The following is a 19,022-nucleotide window of genomic DNA, read 5'->3' as shown; positions in this document are numbered from 1 at the left end:
AAATTCCCAAGGCCTAGAGTTAATTGATGGATTCATTAATACCAAGCGGTGGGTCAAGCGGCGCATCATATCATGCTTTAGGTGCATGATTAAACACATGATAGGCCTTTTAATCTGTTCTCATTAGACGTTTTGCGGCTAATTGACCTGATTCGTGGCGTTGGCCTATACCAAGAAATTTTCCTTCCGGATCATAGAGGCGTATTCCATCAGAATCCGGCAGGTCTGAGCGGTCAACTTTGAGTCCGTTACACAAGCGCTGTGTCTGTTCGCTCGTGAGTTGTAACATTGGCCAATGCGGAATGGCGGAATCAATTGGCAGCAAAGTTTCTGTGAGTTGTGAAGACTCGGCAAGTGCTTCCAGTGCTTCTAATGTGTAAATGGTATATTCACCAAAAGGAGATACTTCGGTGCGTCGCAGTTCAGTCAGGTGAGCGCCACAGTTCAGTGTCTCGCCAATATCTTCCATTAGCGTGCGTATATACGTGCCTTTGCTGCAATGCACTTCCAGCGTTAACGTGTCAGCCGTAAAGTCCAGTAGTTTCAATTCATGGATGGTGACGTGACGCACTTTGCGTTCGATTGTGACGCCTTTTCGGGCAAGCTTATATAGCGGAGTGCCTTCATGTTTGAGGGCAGAGTGCATCGGTGGAATTTGTTCGATCGGTCCACGAAACTTGTCCAGAACAGCTTCGATCGTATCCAGATTTAAAGCAGGAACCTCGCGAGCTTCAACGATATCGCCTTCCAGATCACCCGTGGTTCGGGTCTGACCAAGTTTAGCGGTTGTGATATAGCGCTTGTCGGAGTCCAGCAGAAATGAGGACACTTTGGTGGCTTCACCAAAGCAAATGGGAAGCATGCCTGTCGCTAATGGGTCCAAGCTACCGGTGTGACCGGCTTTGCGTGCATTAAAGATTCGTTTAGTACGTTGGAGGGCGGCATTGGAGCTCAAACCTAAGGGCTTATCGAGCAGAACAATACCGTCCAACGGTTGTCCAGTCTTTGGTTTTGGCATTCAGTCAGTAGGGTCGTCTTTCTTGTCAGATGCCACTGCTTTATCAATGATGTGAGAAAGCTGGTTGGCTTTCAGCTCAGTATCATCATAAATAAATTGCAGGGAAGGGGTGGCACGTAGTTTAACGGCACGTCCAAGTTCGCGACGCAAGAAACCTGCGGCACGATTCAAGCCCTTTTCACAATCTTGATGGGATTCAGTATCTAGTGTGTCGAAGTAGACCTTAGCTTGTGCCAAATCTTTAGTGACTTTAACATCCAGAATCGCAATCATGCCGACCCGTGGGTCTTTGACATGATTACGAATCAGGACCGCTAATTCACGTTTGATCTGCTCGGCAATGCGGTCAGTACGAGAAAAGTCGTTTGGCATTATTTATCCAGCGTCCGTTCAATCAAGGTACGAGTATAGATTTCGATTTGGTCGCCTTCTTTGACGTCATCGTAGTTCTTAACACCAATACCACATTCAGTACCCATGCGAACTTCCTGAACATCGTCCTGATGACGGCGCAATGATTCCAGCTCACCTTCGAAGATAACCACATTGTCACGTAATACGCGGATTGGATTACCTTTCTTGACCACACCTTCTGTGACCAAACAACCAGCGATCGCACCAAAGCCAGAGCCTTTGAAGACACCTTTAACTTCAGCAAGACCTGTCATTTCTTCACGCAGTTCAGGCTTCAACAATCCACTCAGTGCATTACGTACATCGTCGATTAGCTCATAGATGATGCTGTAGTAACGAAGCTCGATACCTGATTCAGAAGCAATACGGCGAGCACTTGCATCAGCACGTACATTGAAGCCCATAATAATTGCTTCAGAGGCTTGTGCTAATGAAACATCAGTCTCACTGATTCCACCCACACCAGAAGAAACAATCTTAACGGCAACTTCATCAGTAGATAGTTTTCTCAGAGAGTCTTTGAGTGCTTCCAAAGAGCCGTGAACGTCTGCTTTTAGCATAATATTCAGCGTACTCTTCTCGCCATCTTTCATCTTAGAGAACATCTCATCCAACTTCGCAGCTTGTTGGGCAGCAAAGCGGGTTTCACGTTCTTTGTTGTGACGCATCTCAGCAATTTCACGGGCTTTACGCTCGTTTTCCATCACCATCACTGGCTCACCCGCTGATGGAGTGCCTGATAGACCAAGTACTTCTACCGGAATAGATGGGCCAGCTTCGTTGATTGGCTTGCCGTTTTCGTCCAACATCGCACGAATACGTCCGTACTCACTACCAGCTAGTACCATGTCGCCGCGCTTCAGAGTACCTTGCTGAACCAGTACGGTAGAAACCGCACCGCGACCTTTTTCGAGGCGAGATTCAATAACAAGTCCTGTTGCTGGGCCATCAGTTCTGGCTTTGAGTTCCAGTAGTTCAGACACTAACAGGATTGATTCCAGTAGTTCTGTAACGCCTTGTCCGGTTTTTGCCGAAACATTGACGAAGATATCTTCACCACCCCAATCTTCAGAGATAACACCGAAGTTAGATAGTTCAGTCTTTACTTTCTCAGGGTCAGCTTCAGGCTTATCAATCTTGTTGATTGCAACAATCAAAGGAACACCGGAAGAGCGGGTATGCTCAATCGCTTCCTTAGTCTGTGGCATTACGCCATCATCTGCTGCAACAACCAAAATGACCACGTCTGTGGCTTTTGCTCCACGAGCACGCATTGCTGTAAATGCTGCGTGTCCCGGTGTATCAAGGAATGACACGATACCGTTTGGTGTTTCAACGTGGTAAGCACCGATATGTTGTGTAATTCCACCTGCTTCGCCAGAAGCAACGCGTGAGGCACGAATGTAATCCAGTAGCGATGTTTTACCGTGGTCAACGTGACCCATGATAGTAACAACCGGTGGGCGGGAAGTTTGCTCATAATCACCAATGTTTTCGATCAAGTCAGCGACTTGAGACTCTTCATCTTGTGACTTAGCAACAATACCTTTATGGCCCATTTCCTCAACAATCAGGATAGCGGTATCTTGATCCAGTGCCTGATTGATGGTTGCCATCACACCCATGCCCATCATGGCACGAATAATGTCAGCACCTTTGACGGCAAGTTTTTGAGCCAGTTCAGATACAACAATTGTTTCCGGAATTTCAACTTCACGCACGATTGGTGCGGTAGGCATTTCAAAACCATGGTCCGTAGACTGGTCTACTGTATTTTCCTGACGACGCTGTTGACCCCGCTTGCCTTTTTGCTTGCGATTGCCACGACCATCTTTAATGTGCAATGGACCCGGAGCACCACCACGACCCTGGAAAGGCTTTTTCTTTGCCTTTTCAGCAGGTTTCGCTGGTGTAGCGGCAGGTTTAGCAGCCGGCTTTGCGGCTTCCTTTGGCTTTTGTTCAGCAGCCGGAGCAGGGGCAGGTGCAGGTTTAGGAGCGACCTTGGCGCGAGAAGGACGCTTCTTAAAGATAGCGGCAGCTTCAGCGCGGGCTTTCGCTGCAACAGCGGCACGGCGTGCTTTTGGGTCAGTTGGTAAGCCATTATCATCAACTTTGGTTTTATTAACCGTTAGTGTTGGCTTATCAGCCTCAGCAGCTTTTGTTTCTGGTTGTGCTGTCTCGGTTTTTGCTGTGTCAGCTTTCGGAGTTTCAGCTTTAGCTTCTGGCTCACTTGCTGGCTTTTCCTGCTTAGCAGGTTTAGCTTCCTCAACCGGTTTGGCTTTCTGCTTAGGTGCAGGCGTTTCTTCGGCTTTGGGGGCAGGTGTTGCTTCAGTTGCCTTTTCAGGAGTAGGGGCTTCTTTTTCTGCCGGAGTTACTGTTTCAGTTTTTGCTGTAACTGCTTCTTTAGGTGGGGCATCAGCGGCAGGAGTCTCTGCCTGCGATGTTGCTTGTTCTGCAGCAGCTTTTTGCTCAGCAGCAGCTTTCGCTTCACTTGCTTTGCTCTCTTTTTCACGGCGAGCAAGTACAGCTTGCTCACGAGCAATGCGCTCTGATTCGTTCTGTTTCGCAAGTTCTTCAGTACGGCTCGAGCTGGTCGGAGCAGCTGGTTCCGCTGCCGGAGCTTCTGTCTCTTGAGCAGCGCCTGCAGTATTTTGGTTGCGACGAAGAATCGTCTTCTTTCGGCGTACCTCAACATTGACCGTGCGAGAGCCTTTACCCGCACCACCAGATAGCTTGAGCTCATTGTTTGAGCGCTTCTTCAGAGTGATCTTGCCTGTTTTTGCAGTGGTTTCTTCAGTAGAGCCCGAGCTTTGACGGATGTGCTCTAGCAAATCAAGTTTTTGGCGGTCTGTGATGCTGTCATCTGCGCCATTAACGTGAATGCCTGCGTCTTTCATCTGCTGTAGCAGTGTTTCGACAGGAGCACCCACAATTTCGGATAGTTTCTTTACGGTAATTTCTGACATATTCTGTTTCTCCTGTCGCCTTAAACATCTGACTCAGACTGCTTAATGGTTGAGTCGGTTGCTGTTGCGTCGTCTTCCGAAGTTTCATCGGCGAACCACGGTGCGCGTGCGGTCATAATCAATTCGCCCGCCTGGGTTTCGTCAATGCCATCAAGAACAGTAAGTTCATCGATAGATTGTTCGGCTAGGTCTTCCATGGTGCAAATGCCAGCACCTGCCAGCTTGTTTGCTAGCTCGTCACTCATCCCATCCATTTCCAGAAGGTCTTTGGCTGGCTTACCATTACCACCTGAAATTGCCAAGGTGAGTAGGGCGTTTCGAGCACGGCTACGAAGCTCTTCGATGATTTCCTCGTCGAACTCTTCTACCTGAGCCATTTCCTCAATAGGGACGTAAGCTACTTCATCGAGAGTGGTAAAGCCTTCTTCGTGAAGAATTGTAGCGACTTCTTCATCAACATCCAATTGCTCAGCAAATAACTCAATGATAGCCGTTGTTTCTTGCTGGGCTTTTTGCTCCGCGTCATCTTCACTCATGACGTTTAGCGTCCAGCCTGTCAGCTCGCTCGCCAAGCGAACATTTTGGCCGCCTTTACCAATGGCCTGTGATAGTTTTTCCTGATCAACACCTATATCCATGGTTTGCTGATCTTCATCAACAACGATAGAAGTCACAGTAGCAGGCTGCATTGCGTTAATGGTGAATTTCGCAACGTCATCATCCCAAGGGATAATATCTACACGCTCATTACTCAATTCATTGGTAACGGTTTGGATACGTGAACCACGCATACCAACACAAGCACCGATAGGGTCAAGATTTGGTACGTTGGCACGAACCGCAATCTTAGCGCGAGAGCCAGGGTCTCGGGCAGCCCCCATGATATCAATCAACTCCTGCCCAATTTCCGGCACTTCAAGTTTCAATAGCTCAATAAGGAATTTGTTATCAGTACGACTCACAATCATCTGTGGGCCGCGGGCATCTTCGCGAATCTCTTTTAGCAAGCCGCGCATACGGTCGCCAACACGAGCATTCTCACGAGGAATCATTTCTTCACGAGGAATGATTGCTTCAGCGTTTTCACCCATGTCCAATACAATGCCGCGGCGGTCAGTACGCTTAACCGTTCCTAGTACCAATTGGCCAATTCTGTCCATGAATGCTTCAACAATGCGCTCACGCTCAGCCTGACGAACACGCTGTACAATAACCTGCTTAGCAGTTTGTGCAGCGATACGCCCGAACTCTACCGATTCAATTTGCTCTTCGATAAAATCGCCGATGTCAGCATCCAGGCCTTTGTCCTTTGCATAACTCAACAGAATCTGACGCTCAGGGCTTTCAAACTCCGGATCTTCGTCATCAACCACTTGCCAGCGACGGAATGTATCGTACTCACCAGACTCACGATCGATTGTCACGCGGACGTCCATTTCCATGCCGAAACGCTTTCGCGTTGCAGTGGCTAGTGCTGACTCGACTGCGTCGAAAATAATCTCAGGATCGACATTCTTTTCGTTTGAGACGGCGTCAACAACATATAAAATTTCTTTGCTCATGAGTCCTTCCTTAAAAATAAAGCGGGCATTTTTAATTTTATGCCATCACCAAACGGGCCCGATCTACTACATCAAATGGTATTTCAAATGTTTCATTGTCTACTAAGACGGAAACATGTGTATCTGTTGCTGCTTCGAGACTGCCTCTAAAGTTGCGACGCCCTTCGATAGGGGAGCGGGTTCGTACCTTTAATTGCTCACCAATATATCTGTGGTATTGTTCAGGTGTGAATAACACGCGATCAATACCCGGCGATGATACTTCCAAAATATAAGCAACCGGAATCAGATCTTCTACATCCAACGCAGCACCAATTTGGCGGCTTACCTGAGTGCAGTTGTCTATTGAAATACCGCCTTCTTTTTCAATGAAAATGCGTAATAACGCGCTTTCAGAATGAGGGCGATACTCATAACCCCAGAGCTCAAACCCCAGGCCAACTACTGTAGAGTTAATTAATTGATCTAATTGCTCGTGCATTTATATTGCTATCCCATGAAGCAGATAATAAAAAAGCCCCGATTATCGGGGCCTTTTTATTTTTGTGTAAGCATCAAGAATACAAGCTGATGCCCACAACGAATGTCTTTAAAATCACTCATTGTGAATTGGTAGCGGGGGTAGGATTCGAACCTACGACCTTCGGGTTATGAGCCCGACGAGCTGCCTGGCTGCTCCACCCCGCATCCGAATGAGGTGCAGATTATAGGGTGGGTATTTCGCAGATGCAAGATGAATTAAATATATTTTAGGCAGCAGTCAAACACTAGACGTTTGATAAGAAGCGCTGGATATGCTGTTTAAATGGTTCTAGCTTCATTTCACCACTGATTCGGAAGTCTTTTCTTTCCTCACCGTTTCTATCGTAGAAAATGACATGAGGAGGGCCAAATACTTCCAGTTCCTTCAGGAGCGCGCTGTCATTTTCATTCATATCAGTTACATCAGCTTGTATGACGATAGTGTTTTCCAATGTAGCAACAACATCCGAATCACTAAACACAGTGTGTTCCATTTCCCGGCAAGGTAAGCACCAGTAGGCATAAAAGTCGAGCATTACAGGGGTGTTGGTGTTTCTGGCCAGTTGCAGTGTGCTGTCAAGGTCACTCAGGCTTGATATCTTTTTAAATTGTAAACCAGTCGGCTCAGCCAGAGTGTCGCTGGAATTATTAGGGCTATTAGTCGCCAGTAGTCCTGACAATGGAGCAAAGTAACTTTTACTTCCCGCAGCAGCCCCTATAATTAGAATGGTGCCGAGTAATAGTGAGACCAGTCCGCTACTTTTCCAAAGTCTCTTCCACCCCGAAGACGTTTCATTGAGTGAGTCGGTTGCTCCCAAAAAGATCGCGCTACCGACTAAGAGAATACCACTTAATAGCAGGGTGATTTGAGGTGGGACAATACGGTCGAGCATCCAGATGGCTAAACCAAGCATCATAACGCCAAAGATGTGTTTAACAGTCTCCATCCATGCGCCTGCTCTGGGTAGTACGCTACCTGCAGACACACCGATAACGAGTAAAGGGGCGCCCATTCCCATGCCAAGCATAAATAATGAAAGTCCACCAAGTACAACATCTTTAGTATCAGCGATGTAAGCAAGTGCTGCGATTAGTGGAGCGGTGACGCAAGGGCCAACAATGAGCGCCGATAGCACACCCATAATGCCAGCGCCAACCAGACTTCCGCCGCGCTGAGTATTACTAATATTGTTCAGCTTATTTTGGATGGCGCTAGGCATCTGCAGTTCATAGAAGCCAAACATTGATAGTGAGAGTATGACAAACAACAATGCAAACATGCTCAGTACCCAAGGGTTTTGTAGCGCTGCTTGTAGGTTTGCACCCGTGTAGCCCGCGATAACACCTGCTGCTGCATAAGTGAGGGCCATCGGGACGACATAAGCTAATGACAAAGCAAATGCTTTACCTCGGGATAGATCTTCACCTTGCCCAGTAATGATTCCCGATAGTATTGGGATCATCGGGAATACACAGGGTGTAAAGGTTAATAACAGACCGCCCAAGAAAAATAGTCCGATAACAGCCAGTATGCCCTTGTTTTTCAATGCATCGCTGAGCGCACTTTGTTGTGAAGCTGATTCTGTAATAGTGGTAGTGTCGGCTGTAGGTGTTGCTGTCTTTTCAGTTGTTGTTGCATCGGTAGTATTTGATGCATCACTACCAGTTTGGGCTTTTGTAATCGTTGAGGGAGGAAAAGCTGAGAAATCAACTAATTCTGTTTTGGTTTGTGGTGGATAGCAGATACCGGTTAGTTCTGAACACCCCTGATATTCAGTAATAACTTCTAGCGTTTCGTTATAACCACTGACAGGAACAGTAACTTCAAAATCTTTATCATAGGTAACGACATCTCCAAAATAGACATCTTTGTAAGCTTTACCTTCGGGTAAGTTTGGCTTTCCTAAGGTTACATTGTGTTTATTGCCATCAACTTTAAAGCCTATTTTATGTTGATATAAATAATGGCCTGGTGTGACATTCCATCTCGCATTGAGTGTATTACTGTCTGTTGCAATAATATCGAATCTAAATGCTTCATCAGGTGGTAGTGGTTCATTGGCTTGGTTACCACCAATGCTACTAATACCACCGATGCCGGTAATACTGTCGGGTTCACTAGTACCTGTGATGCTACTGATACCAAGCTCATCTGCCAGACTAACTGGGCTGATAGGGTTATTCAATGGTGTTTCTGATGTTGCCGTATTGGAGAAGCTGGGTGGCAGCTTTACATTAACCGTCTGCTTTTGAGGAGGGTAGCAGAGCCCGATGTCCGCACAACCTTGGGATTTACTCAGTAACTGTATGAGTTGTGGAGAATTGCTGTTGTTGTGCTGTAATGAAATATCAAAAGTAACGACGCCCCTGTAGATGTCGACTTCCCCAAATGTTGGGTCTTTTTTTGGGTTACCAGCCGGTTTGAATACGTTTGCAACGCTGGAGTCTTGTGTTTCGCTGATGAAATCTATTTTATCGCGATAAAGATAATAACCTTCTTCAATCGTCCATGTTGCACGAACAGTCTGTGAATCAATAGTTTCAGTCGTTAGTTTAAAAGCTTCGCTCGGCCGCAAGAGCGTGTCCGAAGCGGCGTACAAGCTTGTGGTAATGAGTAAAACTATAACTGAGAAAAAAGCTTTCATGATATTTCGCATGTCCGGTTTAATGATTTATGTCACAGTCACTGACGGTATACCTATCGAAGTATACTATGTAACGTTCATGCCATATACGCCTAAGGTTAGTGCGTGGATGCTAACGTTTCCGCGGATTTATTGACTGCTTTTTATTATTAGTCGGTCAAGTATAAAGAATGTATCTTCAGGTGGCTATAGATTTGTTAGCGCTAAATCGAAGTCACCACCGGCCGTGATGTAAGTGCTGGTGGTGACTTAAATGCTAAATTCGATCAGCTGATTTCCAGATCTTCCAGTGTTTTACCTGCTTCTAGTGCCGCAACTACCCATAGTGGTTTTCTGCCGCGTCCGGTCCAGGTGGTCGATGGGTCGTCCGGGTTCTCATACTTGGGTGCCGCCTTTTTAGTGGGTGCCTTCGCTTTACCACCCGTTAGAATATCATCAAGGCTATAGCCAGCCTCTTCAGCTAGCTTTTGCATTTTAGACTTAAGTTCCTGGCGCATTATTTTGTCGCGCTTTTTTAACTCAAGTGGAATCTCATCCATTATTTGTAGCAATGTTGCTCTGTCAAACTGATCGTAATCTAAAGTACTCACGTTTATCACCTAGTTTTATTAATGCAGAATTATATTTACATTTAAATCTATTTTTAAGTCAAGATTAATTACGGTTTAATAATATAAATATATAAAATTTTTTATCAGGATTGATTGAGTAGATAAAACTTCGTCTTATTGTTGGTGTTGTTGTTAATAGATTTTATTTAATTTTTTGTGGGTGAAGATGTGACGTTCGTCGGATGGTGTCGGAAAAATGTAGTATAACTGAACGGATGCCTGTAAATTTAGTGGTAATAAAAATAAGAATATACCGCTATGAAAGTCAGAAACGTTCTCCCGGATAACAATAACACTGTTCCTGTCATGACCTTAGTACTGTTGGTTGTGCTCAGCGTTCTCTTGGCTGGGTGGCAATTCCTTGATGTGACCGAGGTTTCTGGTTTTCAAGTCTATCTGCCAATGCTGCAGTCGGTTCTGTTACTTATGATTGTGACACTGGGTGTCGCTTTCTATAAAATTAAGTCTGATTCGATGAAGAGCCAAGATATTCTGGGTCTTACGCATGAGGCATCAAGATTGTCTTTTAAGAACACCGAAGCATTACTCGGAGCAACGGCTGGCGGTGTAATCCGGGTGAATAGAAACTTGCAGGCTGAATATCTGAGCGATGTAGCATCTCTCATCACCGGATGGAGTAATGAAGACGCGGCGAATCGTCCTATCAGCGAAATTGTTAGTTTGCATGGTGGTCGTAGCGCTGACACTCTGGTACAGATAATTGAAGATCAGTTCAGCAAAATGGATAGCATGTTTGATCTTCATGATGTAAAGCTACTCAGTAAAAAATCAGAATCCAAATACGTAAAAATTAAGACCGCACCTGTGCAAAGCGAAGAAGGTGATATTGAGTACGTGGCGTTAGTTTTACAAGATGTAACGGCTGACCGGGTTGCTATGGAGGAGCTCTATAATCAGGCATCGCGAGACTCTCTCACTGGTCTTTATAATCGCAAAAGTTTTCAGGAGTTTCTGGAAAAGGCTCTGGCAGAAGGTCAGGAGAAAAAGACAACAAATGTTCTCTGTTATATGGACCTTGATCACTTTAAAACAGTTAATGATGTGTGTGGTCATGCTGCGGGTGATGAATTACTTAAGCAGGTTGCTGACTTATTCTCAAAGAGAGTCAGAAGCACGGACTGTTTAGCCAGAACGGGCGGTGATGAATTTGCCATATTACTTGTCGATTGTGGTGTTGGACGAGCCAAAGTGATTCTGGAACGAATACTTGAAGATATTCAGGGGTATCGTTTTTCCTGGAGTCAAAATACGTTTCAGGTTGGTGTTAGTCTGGGTGCTGTGGGCTTTGATTCGAGCTATCGTGTAACAGATATGGGACGTTTAATGTTGAGTGCCGATGAGGCATGTTACACCGCCAAGAAGCTCGGTCGCAATCAGTTATATGTTGATGATATCGAGTCTCATGATGAGTCTAGTCAGCAGAAGCAGGAACAAGGCGAAAACTGGGAGCAAGTACTCAAGAGCGCTTTAAAGCACGATGGCTTTACTTTATATGTCCAACCAATCATGCCATTGCAGGCGGAGGGTGAGTGTCAGGAGAGGCAGTATGAGGTGCTGGTCCGACTTCCGCATGAAGGTGAGATTTTGTCTCCGGGTAGCTTTATGCCATCTGCTCAGCGCTTAGGATTGATGGGAAGTTTAGATCGTTGGGTGGTAGATAAGACGATAAATTGTATTGCTAACGGTGATTTTATTTCCGACACAAAAGTTAAACAAATTTTCACAATTAACCTGTCGGCTGATAGCGTGAATGACGAAACTTTTGTTTCCTTTGTGAAAGCGGTGCTTGAAGATCGCAATGTGCCGGCTTCTTTCTTGTGTTTTGAAATATCAGAATCCATTGTGTTAGCGAATTTCATGCGTAGTCAGGTTTTGCTGGATGAACTAATAGAGCTTGGTGCTTGTGGCTCACTTGATGACTTTGGAAGCGGGATTTCTTCATTGAGCTATTTGCGCGATCTACCGGTGAGTTACTTAAAGATTGATGGTGGGTTTATTCGCAATATGAGTAAGAATCGTGTCGATGCAGCAATGGTTGATGCGGTCAATAAAGTAGGGCAGGTGATGAATTTGGCTACTATTGCCGAATCTGTCGAAACAGACATAACAAAGCAACTACTCAAGCGTATGGGGGTTGATTACGCTCAAGGTTATCACTGTGGTAAGCCTGTTGCCTTTGAGAATATCTATTTGGCTAAGGCTAGTTAGATTCAGGTAGGAGAGTCGTTATTCATTTGGATATGCTACAGTGCTCTTGAAATTTGCAGAATCGTATACATTATCGAATTAATATTCATATGATTTAAGGTGCACTGTGCGCACATTTCCCATTTTTGCTTTTCTGTTTTTGGTTGTTCCGATCATCGAGATATATCTGTTAATTCAGGTCGGCACTGTGATCGGTGCGCTACCAACAATCCTTCTGGTTGTCGCGACGGCTGTTATTGGTGCTTATTTATTGAGGCAGCAAGGGCTTTCTACGCTAGCGCGTTTTCAAAAAAATATGTCTACTGGCGTCGTGCCTGCGCGTGAAATGATCGAGGGCGTGTTGTTGTTGATCGGTGGTGCCTTGTTAATGACCCCCGGTTTCTTTACCGATGCAATGGGTTTTATGTGTTTAGTGCCTTTTACACGTCGTTTTCTGGTTGATCAGCTCATTAGTCGATCCGTGATCAAGGCCTCTGGTATGGGCGGTGCCTCTGGTTTTCGTGCTTCTGTCGTGACCGAAGAGGACATCATCGAAGGTGAGTACAGTCAAAAGCCGGACAAGCACATCGGTAACAAGTAATGCCCTCCTGCTCAGAAAAGTCTTTCTGAGATATAAATTTATATTTTTTTAAATATTGTCCCTTGAACTGCTATTGTGCCGTCCCTATTATTAGCAGTCACAAGCCCAGAGTGCTAATCGCAGGGCAATTTAACGTTACAACCCTTAAAATATGTATGGAGTGAGAACATGAATATTCGTCCTTTGCATGATCGCGTCGTAGTTCGCCGCACTGAAGAAGAGCGTACTACTGCAAGCGGGATCATCATCCCGGATAGCGCCACTGAAAAGCCGAATCGCGGTGAGGTTATTGCTGCTGGTAATGGCAAGATCACTGATTCTGGTGATGTGCGCGCGATGGATGTAAAAGTTGGTGATCAGGTTCTTTTCGGTCAGTACGCTGGTACGACTATCAAAGTTGATGGTGAAGAGCTGCTGATGATGAAAGAAGACGATATCCTGGCTGTCGTTGAAGCATAAATAATTGACTGTTGCCAATCTGTGGCAATGACATTTAGAAAGAATTGAGGAATAGCAACAATGAGTGCAAAAGAAGTACGTTTTGGAGATGACGCGCGTTCACGTATGGTGAATGGTGTAAATATTCTGGCTAACGCAGTAAAGGTTACTTTAGGTCCTAAGGGTCGTAACGTCGTTTTGGATAAAGCGTTTGGCGCTCCGACTGTGACCAAAGATGGTGTATCAGTCGCGAAAGAAGTTGAGCTTGAAGATAAGTTCGAAAACATGGGCGCTCAGATGGTTAAAGAAGTGTCTTCACAGACTTCTGATATCGCTGGTGACGGTACAACTACTGCTACAGTATTGGCTCAGGCAATCGTTCGCGAAGGCATGAAGTCAGTTGCTGCTGGCATGAACCCGATGGATCTTAAGCGTGGTATCGACAAAGCAGTAACAGTTGCAGTTGAGTCTCTACGTGAGCAGTCTAAGCCTTGTACTGATTCTGCGGCTATCGCTCAGGTCGGAACGATCTCTGCTAACTCTGACGAGTCTATCGGTGGAATTATCGCTGAAGCAATGGACAAAGTGGGTAAAGAAGGTGTTATTACTGTTGAAGAAGGTACTTCTCTTCAGAATGAGTTGGGTGTTGTAGAAGGTATGCAGTTTGACCGCGGTTATCTGTCTCCATACTTCATCAACAATCAAGAGAGTATGGCTGCTGAGCTTGAGAATCCGTTCATCTTGTTACATGACAAGAAAATCTCAAACATCCGTGACTTGCTGCCAACATTGGAAGCGGTTGCAAAAGCAAGCCGTCCTTTGTTGATCATCGCTGAAGATATCGAAGGTGAAGCGTTGGCAACATTGGTTGTTAACAACATGCGCGGTATCGTAAAAGTTACTGCTGTTAAAGCGCCTGGTTTTGGCGATCGTCGTAAGGCTATGTTGGAAGACATCGCGATTCTGACTGGCGGTAAGGTGATCTCTGAAGAAGTGGGTCTGAGTCTTGAAGCAGTAACCTTAGAAGACCTAGGTCAAGCTAAGCGTGTTGCTGTTACTAAAGATGACACTACAGTGATTGATGGTTCTGGTGATGCTGCTGATATTAAAGCTCGTGTTGACCAGATTCGTGCACAAGCTGAAGTTTCTACTTCTGACTATGACACTGAAAAGCTGCAAGAGCGTGTTGCTAAGCTAGCTGGTGGTGTTGCAGTAATTAAGGTTGGTGCTGCGACTGAAGTTGAGATGAAAGAGAAGAAAGCTCGCGTTGAAGATGCGCTTCATGCAACTCGTGCTGCGGTAGAAGAAGGAGTGGTACCAGGTGGTGGTGTTGCTTTGGTTCGTGCTCTGAATGCACTTGATGGTTTGAGTGGTGAGAACCATGATCAAGATATGGGAATCAATATCCTGCGTCGTTCAATGGAAGAGCCTCTACGTCAGATCTGTACTAACGCTGGTGATGAAGCATCAGTTGTTCTGAATGCAGTAAAAGGTGGCGAAGCCAGCTATGGTTACAATGCACGTACTTCTGAGTATGGCGATATGATCGAGATGGGTATCTTAGATCCAACTAAAGTAACTCGCGCAGCCTTGCAAAATGCAGCATCAGTTGCTGGTTTGATCATTACCACTGAAGCAATGATCGCTGACATGCCTGCTCCTGAAGGTGCTGCTGCCGGTGGTATGCCTGATATGGGTGGTATGGGCGGTATGGGTGGCATGGGCGGAATGATGTAATTGCCCTCAACACCGTTGAGCCAAAAGATTTAGCACGTGTTTACTGTTAAGTCTGCAAAGCACCGATAGTCACGATTCATAGTGCTATCGGTGTTTTCATTGTTAAGCCTAAAAAAGATGAAAATTCATCTTGCCGATAGTTGTTAGATCCGGCACAATACGCGTCTTAAATTTTGACGCCCGGACGGGAGAATAGTTTTGCCTAATATCAAATCAGCAAAGAAGCGTGTACGTTTGTCAGAAGAGCGTCGTGTTCATAAAAAGCACTACACAACTGGTATGCGCACGTTGATCAAGCGTGTTGTTACAGCAATTGAAGCTGGCGACAAAGAGACAGCAACTGAAGCATACACTGCTGCTGTACCTGCAATCGATGCAGGTGTTACGAAAGGATTAATCCACAAGAATAAAGCCGCTCGTCATAAGAGCCGTTTGAACTCTCGTATTCGCGCGCTTTAATTAGCATCGCGATTTTAAAAAAGCCGGCTTTTGCCGGTTTTTTTATGGAAGTCTCATCATAATAATCTACAATAGTGCCGGGCTTTGATAAATGTAGTACTTGGATTAGTGATTTAGGGGCATTCTAATTCTGGTAAGGTAATTTGATAAGGATTTTAGCCCTATGTTGAGCAGGTTTATTGCCCGAACTCTTGATTGGTTAATAGCTATAGTCGTCGTGTGTGCAGTACTGTGGTTTTTAATTACTCAGCCATTGCTATTACCTGTAAAGGCTGTAAATGACCCTCCACAGGTCAATCAGTCAAACTTACAAAATCACGTCACTAATCTGATTCACATCAATACATCCCGGGAATTGGCTAGCGAAGCACTTTCTGCAGATAATTACATATTCAATTACTTTTCCCGTCTCGGCAAGCCAAGTCAGCAAGGCTATACAACAATGGGTGGTCGCCATACCAATGTTCGACTGAGGCTTGGTCCCAGAACGAGTGAAAGAGTGGTGATTGGTGTGCAGTATTTACCGCCGACCGATTCAACCCGAAAATACTGGAATCCCAGCGGTGTAGCCGCATTCTTAGAAGCAGCCCGTTTGTTATCGGCAATAGATCAAGAGCTTCCTATATCCGTTGAATTCGTTGCCTATGCTTCAGCAGGTGTAGCCGCTAACGGTACTCTCGAGATGGGAAGTTACCATCATGCAAAGTTGCTACGAGATGCAAACATACCTGTAAAGTTAATGATTTCTTTAAAAAGCGTTGGTTATTTTACAGAGAAGGAGAATTCTCAGCGTTATCCATTTTCCTTTATGAATATGTTGTATCCTGATCAGGGGAATTTTATTGCGTTATCGAGTCGCTTTCAGGATTTCACAACTACCCGATCTGTTAAGGGTAGCTTTGCTAGTATTTTAGGTTTGCCGGTAGAGTCATTCAGCGCGCCGGAAAACTTCCCATTAGTAACGGGATCTGACCATGTTAACTATTGGTTGAATGATTACCCGGCAGTTCAGGTCAGCGATATGTTGAGCTTACGGGTGTCAGATGGCTACATGCCTGAAAGTGTGGTGTTAAACTATGCGCAAGTAGCACGAGTGGTACTTGCGTTGGCAAAGTCTGTAACTGATTTGGGAGGCGGTGCTGAGACGGAGAATGAGCCGACTGGAGAGTCGGATTACTTTTCAGTGCTCAAGGGACGGATAAGTGACTTTTTTGAATAATTAAGTGCGCTGCAGATATCAGAGAAGTGTCAGTCTAAACCCACCTCACAACGTTAGTGAGGTGGGTTGTAGAGTGTTTAGCTAAGCTTTTCAGTGATTGTCTGAATTACATTCTTCAGTTCGATGGTCTCAGCCTCTTCAGCGGCTCTTGATTTATACTCCAGCTGCTGGTTTTTAAGGCCTCTGTCAGATATGACTACTCTGTGTGGTATTCCAATTAGTTCCATATCAGCAAACATTGCGCCGGGGCGTATATTTCTATCATCAAGAAGTACATCATAGCCAGCCTCAGTCAAATCCGTATACAGCTGATCAGCAGTCGATTTAACGTCATCTGATTTGTGGTAGTTCAACGGAGCGAGTGCGATCTGGAATGGAGCCATTGCTATTGGCCAGATGATTCCTTTATCGTCATTATTCTGCTCGATGCATGATGCGACGACACGTGATACTCCGATACCGTAGCAACCCATAGTCATGAGTTGGCTTTTGCCATTTTCATTGAGTACTTTAGCGCCCATTTTGTCAGAGTACTTTGTACCAAGCTGGAATATATGACCAACTTCAATTCCTCTGCGAATTTCTATTTCGCCTTCACCGTCAGGACTTGGGTCACCCGCAACGATATTTCGGATATCCATAAACTCAGGCTCAGGGAGATCACGAACCCAGTTTACACCTTTAAGGTGGTATCCTTCTTTGTTTGCGCCACAAACGAAGTCAGATAGTGGCGCGACAGCATAATCTGCGATCACGCGAAGGTTAAGGCCCACAGGTCCAAGTGATCCCGGCTTACTGCCAGTTAGCCTGATGATGGTTTCTTCAGTGGCAAAGGTTAGTGGTGCCGTGATGCCGTCGATCTTTTCAGCTTTGATTTCATTCAGATTGTGATCACCACGCAGTAACAATGCGACCGTAGAATCATCCTCACCTTCAACTAAGAGGATTTTTACCTGCTGCGTTGCGGGTATATTCATTGCCTCTGCTAGCGCATCGATCGTTTTTAAGCCGGGCGTCTCAAAGCTCACCATTTCTTCCGTAGGAGCGGGGCGCTCAAGCGTACTTGGTTTTGTGGGTGCTTTTTCTATGTTGGCGGCGTAGTCGCTGCTGTTTGAAAATGCGATATCATCTTCACCAGAGTCAGCCAATACGTGAAACTCATGTGAGCCATTGCCACCAATAGAGCCGTTGTCCGCCTGTACCGGACGGAAGTTTAACCCTAAGCGTGTGAAAATGCGTTGGTAAGTCTCATACATCACATCATAAGTCTCCTGAAGTGACTCGCTAGTAGTATGGAAAGAATAGGCATCTTTCATCAAGAATTCACGCGAACGCATTACGCCGAATCGAGGACGGATTTCATCGCGGAATTTGGTTTGAATCTGGTAATAATTAACCGGTAGCTGTTTGTAGCTATTTATCTCATTACGAATGTAGTCTGTGATGACTTCTTCATGTGTCGGGCCATAGCAAAACTCACGATCACCTCGATCTTTGATGCGCAATAACTCAGGGCCATACTCTTCCCATCGCTCGGACTCTTTCCAAAGCTCTGCTGGTTGGATAGATGGCATGAGCACTTCAATCGCGCCGGAGCGGTTCATTTCTTCACGAACGATGTTCTCAACTTTTCTAAGCACTCTAAGGCCTAGCGGGCCCCACGTGTAGAGACCTGACGCTAGGCGTTTTATCATGCCTGCTTTGAGCATTAGCTGATGACTGATGACTTCAGCATCGGCAGGTGTATCACGTAGGGTAGAAATAGGAAATTGGGAAACTCTCATAAATGTCCGCAGGCTTCTGAAGTTGATTTGGCAGAACAGTATACTGCTAAATCAACTAATCAGAAAGCGTTGGGAAGTATGGCGAACACAATCAAATGAGGGGGTGGATTGTAATAATCATATATGAAAGGAGTGCACCACATCACTAAGTAGGTTGCGCCGTATTAGTGATGTGGTGTCTTAGTCAATTAAATCCCGATGCAGTTTTTAGCTAAACTGGCTTTGTCTTTCTTGAGTTGGGACTCGACTTGTTCACTAGTCAAAGGTTTAGACTCACCTTCCTTGACTAGCTTGGCGTTTTTATTGTTTTCCATTGTATGGATATTATTTTTCAAATTATTGCAATAAGCGACTCTGGCTGGTGAGCGGTCGCCTTTATAACGATCCTTATTTTTTTGCTCAGAGGGCTTTTTTGAAGCGTTTTCTTCTGCTTTCTCAGTAGTCGCTGCAGGTGCCTGATAAGAAGTTGAGGGCTGTACTTTACCTATATTAGCTTTGATTTCATCTTCAATGTCTTCTACATTTTTTTGGGGTTCTTTAGGGGGAGTTGCTGAGTAGTGGACTTTGCCGTCTTTATCAGTCCATTTATAGATATCAGCGTGTGATACTTGGGTGCCCAATAACACCAGAAATAGGGGGAGGATGAATTTCTTCATGTCGGTACCTTGCTTTATTATGTTTGTTGTCAACATTATTTTTATGACTGTTGTTGATCAATCTAATATTAGCATGGTCTGACAATAAGTTAAGCACCTGCTCTTGCAGTTCGTCGGATTATTGCTTTAAAAACAGAAGTTTGGCTAATAAAAAAGCCTCCGGTCAGGGAGGCTCTTATAGC

At 45.3% G+C, this 19,022-nt stretch carries 15 protein-coding genes and 1 tRNA gene; 6 read left to right on the top strand and 10 right to left on the bottom strand.

Annotated elements, in window-relative coordinates:
• Positions 1-109: 109 nt before the first annotated feature.
• The 8 genes from truB to DKW60_RS06615 all read right to left on the bottom strand — a co-directional run bounded on the left by truB (position 110) and on the right by DKW60_RS06615 (position 9,717).
• Positions 110-1,018 carry a tRNA pseudouridine(55) synthase TruB gene (gene truB, locus DKW60_RS06650; RefSeq protein WP_109836871.1) on the bottom strand — a complete coding sequence of 303 codons (909 nt, stop codon included), beginning with the start codon at positions 1,016-1,018 and terminating at the stop codon, positions 110-112.
• Positions 1,019-1,390, bottom strand: coding sequence for a 30S ribosome-binding factor RbfA (gene rbfA / locus DKW60_RS06645; protein WP_109836870.1), 372 nt, complete (start codon positions 1,388-1,390; stop codon positions 1,019-1,021).
• Positions 1,390-4,398 carry a translation initiation factor IF-2 gene (infB, locus tag DKW60_RS24470; protein WP_109836869.1) on the bottom strand — a complete coding sequence of 1,003 codons (3,009 nt, stop codon included), beginning with the start codon at positions 4,396-4,398 and terminating at the stop codon, positions 1,390-1,392. Before infB ends, rbfA begins: the two co-directional genes overlap by 1 nt.
• Before the next feature lie 20 nt (positions 4,399-4,418).
• On the bottom strand, positions 4,419-5,960 hold the full coding sequence (gene nusA, locus DKW60_RS06635; RefSeq protein WP_109836868.1) for a transcription termination factor NusA: 1,542 nt from the start codon (positions 5,958-5,960) through the stop codon (positions 4,419-4,421).
• Between the two features lie 37 nt (positions 5,961-5,997).
• Positions 5,998-6,441, bottom strand: coding sequence for a ribosome maturation factor RimP (rimP, locus tag DKW60_RS06630; protein ID WP_109836867.1), 444 nt, complete (start codon positions 6,439-6,441; stop codon positions 5,998-6,000).
• Positions 6,442-6,570: 129 nt separating this feature from the next.
• Positions 6,571-6,647, bottom strand: a tRNA-Met gene (locus tag DKW60_RS06625).
• Between the two features lie 80 nt (positions 6,648-6,727).
• A complete protein-coding gene (locus DKW60_RS06620; protein WP_181389608.1) occupies positions 6,728-9,127 on the bottom strand; it encodes a protein-disulfide reductase DsbD in 2,400 nt (799 codons plus the stop codon).
• Between the two features lie 266 nt (positions 9,128-9,393).
• Positions 9,394-9,717 (bottom strand): H-NS histone family protein, encoded by a 324-nt coding sequence (locus DKW60_RS06615; protein ID WP_219988657.1) that lies wholly within the window; start codon positions 9,715-9,717, stop codon positions 9,394-9,396.
• Between the two features lie 279 nt (positions 9,718-9,996).
• Between DKW60_RS06615 and DKW60_RS06610 the strand changes: the two genes are divergently transcribed.
• The 6 genes from DKW60_RS06610 (at position 9,997) to DKW60_RS06585 (ending at position 16,400) form a co-directional block, all read left to right on the top strand.
• Complete coding sequence (locus tag DKW60_RS06610) at positions 9,997-11,967, top strand: sensor domain-containing protein (protein WP_109836865.1); 1,971 nt, start codon at positions 9,997-9,999, stop codon at positions 11,965-11,967.
• A 106-nt stretch (positions 11,968-12,073) separates the two neighbouring features.
• On the top strand, positions 12,074-12,547 hold the full coding sequence (locus DKW60_RS06605) for an FxsA family protein (RefSeq protein ID WP_109836864.1): 474 nt from the start codon (positions 12,074-12,076) through the stop codon (positions 12,545-12,547).
• A gap of 168 nt (positions 12,548-12,715) precedes the next feature.
• Positions 12,716-13,006 carry a co-chaperone GroES gene (gene groES / locus DKW60_RS06600; protein ID WP_109836863.1) on the top strand — a complete coding sequence of 97 codons (291 nt, stop codon included), beginning with the start codon at positions 12,716-12,718 and terminating at the stop codon, positions 13,004-13,006.
• Positions 13,007-13,066: 60 nt separating this feature from the next.
• Positions 13,067-14,722 carry a chaperonin GroEL gene (groL, locus tag DKW60_RS06595; protein WP_109836862.1) on the top strand — a complete coding sequence of 552 codons (1,656 nt, stop codon included), beginning with the start codon at positions 13,067-13,069 and terminating at the stop codon, positions 14,720-14,722.
• 198 nt (positions 14,723-14,920) lie between these two features.
• Complete coding sequence (rpsT, locus tag DKW60_RS06590) at positions 14,921-15,181, top strand: 30S ribosomal protein S20 (protein ID WP_109836861.1); 261 nt, start codon at positions 14,921-14,923, stop codon at positions 15,179-15,181.
• A gap of 163 nt (positions 15,182-15,344) precedes the next feature.
• A complete protein-coding gene (locus DKW60_RS06585) occupies positions 15,345-16,400 on the top strand; it encodes a zinc-binding metallopeptidase family protein (RefSeq protein ID WP_109836860.1) in 1,056 nt (351 codons plus the stop codon).
• 77 nt (positions 16,401-16,477) lie between these two features.
• Here DKW60_RS06585 and DKW60_RS06580 read toward each other — a convergent pair whose 3' ends face one another.
• Positions 16,478-18,184, bottom strand: a complete 1,707-nt coding sequence (locus DKW60_RS06580; RefSeq protein WP_109836859.1) for a proline--tRNA ligase — start codon at positions 18,182-18,184, stop codon at positions 16,478-16,480.
• Between the two features lie 188 nt (positions 18,185-18,372).
• Positions 18,373-18,840 (bottom strand): DUF4124 domain-containing protein, encoded by a 468-nt coding sequence (locus DKW60_RS06575; RefSeq protein WP_181389607.1) that lies wholly within the window; start codon positions 18,838-18,840, stop codon positions 18,373-18,375.
• Between the last annotated feature and the right edge of the window lie 182 nt (positions 18,841-19,022).

Origin of the sequence: Leucothrix pacifica (genome assembly GCF_003172875.1) — a bacterium.
Taxonomy (GTDB): Bacteria; Pseudomonadota; Gammaproteobacteria; order Thiotrichales; family Thiotrichaceae; genus Leucothrix; species Leucothrix pacifica.
The sequence above is the reverse complement of the archived record's forward strand: the minus strand, read 5'-3'. Positions and strand labels throughout refer to the sequence as shown.

Excerpts from the sequence above, each read along its gene's own strand:
- DKW60_RS06575 (WP_181389607.1), bottom strand. The coding sequence starts at position 18,840 with ATGAAGAAATTCATCCTCCCCCTATTTCTGGTGTTATTGGGCACCCAA.
- infB (WP_109836869.1), bottom strand. The coding sequence starts at position 4,398 with ATGTCAGAAATTACCGTAAAGAAACTATCCGAAATTGTGGGTGCTCCT.
- groES (WP_109836863.1), top strand. The coding sequence starts at position 12,716 with ATGAATATTCGTCCTTTGCATGATCGCGTCGTAGTTCGCCGCACTGAA.
- nusA (WP_109836868.1), bottom strand. The coding sequence starts at position 5,960 with ATGAGCAAAGAAATTTTATATGTTGTTGACGCCGTCTCAAACGAAAAG.
- truB (WP_109836871.1), bottom strand. The coding sequence starts at position 1,018 with ATGCCAAAACCAAAGACTGGACAACCGTTGGACGGTATTGTTCTGCTC.
- DKW60_RS06610 (WP_109836865.1), top strand. The coding sequence starts at position 9,997 with ATGAAAGTCAGAAACGTTCTCCCGGATAACAATAACACTGTTCCTGTC.
- rimP (WP_109836867.1), bottom strand. The coding sequence starts at position 6,441 with ATGCACGAGCAATTAGATCAATTAATTAACTCTACAGTAGTTGGCCTG.
- groL (WP_109836862.1), top strand. The coding sequence starts at position 13,067 with ATGAGTGCAAAAGAAGTACGTTTTGGAGATGACGCGCGTTCACGTATG.
- DKW60_RS06585 (WP_109836860.1), top strand. The coding sequence starts at position 15,345 with ATGTTGAGCAGGTTTATTGCCCGAACTCTTGATTGGTTAATAGCTATA.
- DKW60_RS06580 (WP_109836859.1), bottom strand. The coding sequence starts at position 18,184 with ATGAGAGTTTCCCAATTTCCTATTTCTACCCTACGTGATACACCTGCC.
- rbfA (WP_109836870.1), bottom strand. The coding sequence starts at position 1,390 with ATGCCAAACGACTTTTCTCGTACTGACCGCATTGCCGAGCAGATCAAA.
- DKW60_RS06620 (WP_181389608.1), bottom strand. The coding sequence starts at position 9,127 with ATGAAAGCTTTTTTCTCAGTTATAGTTTTACTCATTACCACAAGCTTG.